Genomic DNA, 4,102 nt, shown 5'->3' on the forward strand with positions numbered 1-4,102 from the left:
TTCCGATCTCCGTCACCACACCCCTCGACGACCCACCCGAGCCCTGAACACCCCGCGCCGACACCCCGCTGAGATCAGCGGGGTCACAGGCACGTCACCGGGTCTCGAGGCTCGTCGCTGGCGCTCCTCACACCTCAACCAGCGTGAGGACCCCCGCGGCAAGCAGTGGCTGACTTCAGGGAAGACCGGGCGACACGGCCGGCTCGAGGCCGGTGAGCACGGGCTCGCGCACCCGCACGAGCGTCGCGCCGTCGCCGGTGACGAGCACGACGGCCGAGACCTCGGCTCGGGCGGGGGTGATCGTCATCAGACGTGCCCTGCGGGGCAGGTCGACGAGGAAGCCACGGTCGCCGGAGATCTCGATGCGCCGCGTGGGCAGGCTCTTGCCCTTCTTGGTCCACAGCTCGACCGTCACGACCCCTGGTCCGGATGCTCCACCGAGCACGAGCTCCTTGGTGGCCTTCGGAAGCGCAACCGTGCCGGGACCGGAGAGGGGCGGGGTCGCCACCCCCTGGGCCAGGTCGCCCTCGACGAACATCACCAGACCGACCGTGGCCTCGACCGTCGAGTCGACCTGGACGCCGTACGCGCGGTTCTTGTCGCCCTTGCCCGCGGCGGCGAGCAGCGGCGCCAGACCGACCCGGATCACGCTGCGCGGAGGCAGCACGACCTCCTCGGCATCGGCCGGGGTGAAGACCGAGGCGGCGGTGACCAGGCGCACCATCGCCCGGCCCTCGTCGGGACCGGGGTTGGCGATGATGAGCGTGCGCTGACCGCGTCCCGACGGGATGCCGAGCAGCAGGTTCGACATGCTGGGGGCGTCCTGGGAGTCGAGGCCGTCGCGGCCGTCCGCCCCCGGACCGATCTCCTCGAACGTGTCGAGCACGCTCGCCGAGACCCGGCCACGAAGCGTCGTGACGTGCAGCGCCAGGTCGTCGCGACGCGGGATCACCTCGGCGAGGTCGAACCGGCGCGTCTCGCCGCCGGAGATCGCCAGGCCACGCAGCGCGGGGACGTCGACCTCGCCGCGGCGACCGAGCACCTCGATGTCGACGACGGCGCGACCGCCGTCAGGGTTGACCAGCTGGAGGACCGAGCGGTGCTTGGCGCCGGCGCCGACGCCCGTGAACCACTGGTCGGCCACGGGTGGGCGGCAGTCGCTGCTCGCCCACGGCCGCTCGTAGCGGTTGGCCACCAGCCCAGGGGCCAGGTCGTCGACCCCGGTGATGACCAGTGATCGGCGTCCCACGTCGACGGTGCTGACCCGATCGGGGGCGAGCCGCTGCTCGGCCTGGTCCTTCTCCGCGGTGAGCTGGACGTCGCCGGAGGCGCCCGACACCGAGGCGATCGACACCTCCGACCCACCGGGCGGGCACACCAGGGTCGAGCGGGTCAGGGCCGTCTCCACCGGTGCGATGCGCTCCACGGTCGACTCCTCGGTCTGGACGAGGAACCCCGCCAGCACCGCGAGCACGGGCAGCATCACCGCGACCAGGGTGGTCTTGTCCGGTCGCTTCATCGAGATCTTCATCCCTCGCTCCTGACCCGTAGCGACGGAAGGCAGAGCACCAGCACCACGAGCAGGCCGAGACCCTGAACGAGCAGCAGGAGGGTGTGGAGCCGCGACCCAGGGCCGTCAACGGCGTCGGCAGCCAGCGCACGATCGACGCGCCAGGCCCGCGTGCCCGGGTCGGTGCTCGCCTGCACCAGACCCGCCGTCGCGTCGAGGGAGGCAGCGACCGTCGCGTCTGCGGGCGCGGGCAGCAGGATCCACTCCAGGCCGAGCGCTGCGGCGTCCTCCACCGATCCGGCGGTGGGCCGCGCGAGAAGCGTGGTGACGACCTCGTCGGCGGCCTCGTCCGGCTCGCTGAACGCTAGGACCTCGTCCTCGCCGAGCGTGACGCCGTCATCGCGCCGCACGGTGTAGCTCAGCCCGCTCGAGAGGCTGCCGCGGACGACGAGGATGCCGTGCTCCGGTCCGGTCACCGAGCTCTGCACCATGTAGGCGGGCACGATCTTGTCGGGCGTCGAGGAGAGGTCGCCGTCGCCCTCGAGCGCGAAGACGAGCCCCGAGACCGGGACGCTCACCGCTGCGGCAGCAGCCACCAGGCCCGCGCCACGCACGAGGGCGGCGAGGCGGGCACCCTGCTCGCCCGGCGTCCGCGAGCGCACGGCGCCCTGTGCCCCGAGCAGCACGGCGGTCACGAGGGCAGCCTGCACGGCGAGCACGGCGACGCCGGTGCCGGCGGGTCCGGAGGAGGCCACCAGGTCGACGTCGAGACGAGAGACGACGGCCGCGGTCAGCGCTGCGACCAGCGCCACCAGCCAGCAGAGCCCGACGGGAACTCGGCTCGCCCGCGGCCCGAGCGCGAACACGGCGAGCACGAGGAGCACGAGGCCGGACCACACCGGTGCCCCGGCGCCGTCGATCCGGCCGGCCAGGAGATCGAGGGTGTCGAGCGAGCCGGCGGGCTGACGGCCGGTCTCGGCGACCAGCGCACTGCCCGCCCCGTTGCCGAGCGCACTCACCCACCACGGGGCCAGCAGCACCAGAGGAACGAGCAGCGCGACGGCAGGGGGTCCGATCACCGTGCGGGAGAAGACGGCGGCCCGGGCCAGGAGCACCCCCACGAGCAGCAGCACCACGAGGAGCGCCAGCGCCAGCCACCACGCCACCGGCGAGAAGGCCGCGCACAGCGCAAGCAGCAGCCCGGTGCGCCAGCCGGCACGCCAGCGCCGCTCCGTGTCGGGCTCGGCGAATCCCAGGGCGGCGTGCGCAAGCCAGGGCAGCAGTGCTGCGGTGACGACCAGCCCGAGGCGCCCGCTCCCCCAGGCGCCCGAGGTCAACGGCACCAGGGCGTACGTCGCGGCCGCGGCGACCAGCAGCAGGCGTGGTGCACCCCGGGGGCTGAGCAGCCGGCCGGCCACTCGCAGGAAGCGCCAGGCCCCCCACAGCGCGAAAGGCACTGCACCGAGCATCAGCACGCTCACCGCACCGGTGGTGCCCACCACCGACCCGAGCAGCGCCAGCACGGCGACGTACGCCGGCGCCGGGACGTCGGTGCCGAAGCCGAGCGGGTGCCAGGACTGGGTGGCCAGCGACCACCACGCCCCGACGTCGTCGGGCACCGGGGCAAGGGCACCGCCGACGACCGCGCCCACCGCGGTGCGGGTGCTGACGACGGCCAGCACGACGACCAGCGTGAGCACGAGCGCCACCGGGTTGGTGAGGTAGCGCGCGACGATGCCTGCGTCCTCGAGCTCCTCGTCGTCGTCGAGGGCACGCTCGGCGCGGAGTCGGCGGGCGGCAGAGGACGACGGGTCACGCAGCGCCTGGTCGGCTCGACGCCGCTCGGCGACGTCGGCAGCCTGGTTGGTCAGGGCTGCGGCGAGATCGCCGACGACGTCCAGGCCGTGGCGGTAGGGAAGCCAGGCCGGTGCGAGCAGACGGCGCGAGCCGGCGCCCGCAGAGACCCCGGCAGCCCGCCGGTCACGACGGGCCGAGCGGATCGTGCCCGGCCGTGAGAGCACCCACACCAGGGCGGCGAGGTCGTCGAGCGCCTCGCCCACCGAGCGCAGCACGAGGAAGCCGAGCATACGCACGAACGTGCCGAAGGTCAGCCGCACGACCCGCCACGGCAGCGCGCGGCCGGGGCTGTTGACGAGCAACGTGTAGAGCGCCGCGCGACGCTCCTGGAAGTGTGTGTGCCGACCGGTTAAGGGGGTGCTGCGCAGCCCGCGGTGCGCGGCCTCGGCGTGGAAGACCACGGCCCCCGGCACGACCAGCGTGGTGTGGCCCGCGTCGGCCGCACGCCAGCCGAAGTCCAGGTCGTTGCCGAACACCGGGAGGTGGTCGTCGAAGCCGCCCAGCTCCTCGAGCACCCGGCGTCGGACGAGCATCCCGGCGGTGTTGACCGCCAGCACCTCACGCTGCTCGTCGTGCTGACCCTGGTCGTACTCGCCACGCTCGAGGCCGGTCTCGCGCCGTCCGGTGCCCGAGATCGTCACGCCGAGCTCGAGCAGACGTCGCAGCGAGGGCCACTCGCGCAGCTTGGGGCCGAGCACGTCGACGTCCGGTCGCTCGGCAGCTGCCGCGAGCAAC

General features: G+C 73.7%; 2 protein-coding genes. Both read right to left on the bottom strand.

The window, feature by feature from the left end:
* Positions 1 to 175: 175 nt before the first annotated feature.
* The gene (locus VOI19_RS15560) at positions 176 to 1,531 is read right to left on the bottom strand and encodes a DUF5719 family protein (protein ID WP_323793877.1); all 1,356 of its coding nucleotides are present in this window, start codon (positions 1,529 to 1,531) and stop codon (positions 176 to 178) included.
* Positions 1,528 to 4,102 (bottom strand): glycosyltransferase family 2 protein (locus tag VOI19_RS15565; RefSeq protein WP_323793878.1); only part of this gene is annotated, 2,575 nt, incomplete at its 5' end. The genes VOI19_RS15560 and VOI19_RS15565, both read right to left, overlap by 4 nt.

Origin of the sequence: Nocardioides sp. (assembly GCF_034670285.1) — a bacterium.
Lineage (GTDB): Bacteria > Actinomycetota > Actinomycetes > Propionibacteriales > Nocardioidaceae > Nocardioides.

Excerpts from the sequence above, each read along its gene's own strand:
- VOI19_RS15560 (WP_323793877.1), bottom strand. The coding sequence starts at position 1,531 with ATGAAGATCTCGATGAAGCGACCGGACAAGACCACCCTGGTCGCGGTG.